Raw genomic sequence first — 441 nt, 5'->3', positions numbered from 1 at the left:
CATCGAAGAGCGGCTGCGGTCTGACGGCGAAGTGGACTTCGCCTCATTGGCCGCGATGTTCGAGGTCTCGGAGATGACGATTCGGCGCGATATCGACGTCCTGGAGTCCCAAGGCGCGGTGCGCCGGGTGCGCGGCGGTGCGATCGCCTACTCGCACAAGGCCGAAGAGCCCGCTTTCGGCACCCGGGTCGAGTCGGCCACGGCCGAGAAGGCTCACATCGCAACAGCTGCGGTCGAGCTTCTGGAACCACACGAGACCGTCATCATCGACAGCGGCAGCACCGCACTGGCCGTGGCGCATCAGATCCGCGGCCGCGGGCTGGGTTTGACCGTGATCACCCCGAGTGTGCTTGCCGCGCTCGAACTCGTCGACGAACCCAACACCACGGTCTTCCTCACCGGTGGACGGCTGCGGCCCGGGGAACTCAGCCTCATCGGCTC

The 441-nt window shown here is 66.7% G+C and carries 1 protein-coding gene; it reads left to right on the top strand.

The window, feature by feature from the left end; genetic code table 11:
• The coding region (locus RNB18_RS52250; RefSeq protein WP_311721084.1) for a DeoR/GlpR family DNA-binding transcription regulator at positions 1 to 441 on the top strand (441 nt) is incomplete at both ends.

It is taken from the genome of Streptomyces doebereineriae, assembly GCF_031845645.1.
GTDB lineage: Bacteria > Actinomycetota > Actinomycetes > Streptomycetales > Streptomycetaceae > Streptomyces > Streptomyces canus.
The sequence above is the reverse complement of the archived record's forward strand: the minus strand, read 5'-3'. Positions and strand labels throughout refer to the sequence as shown.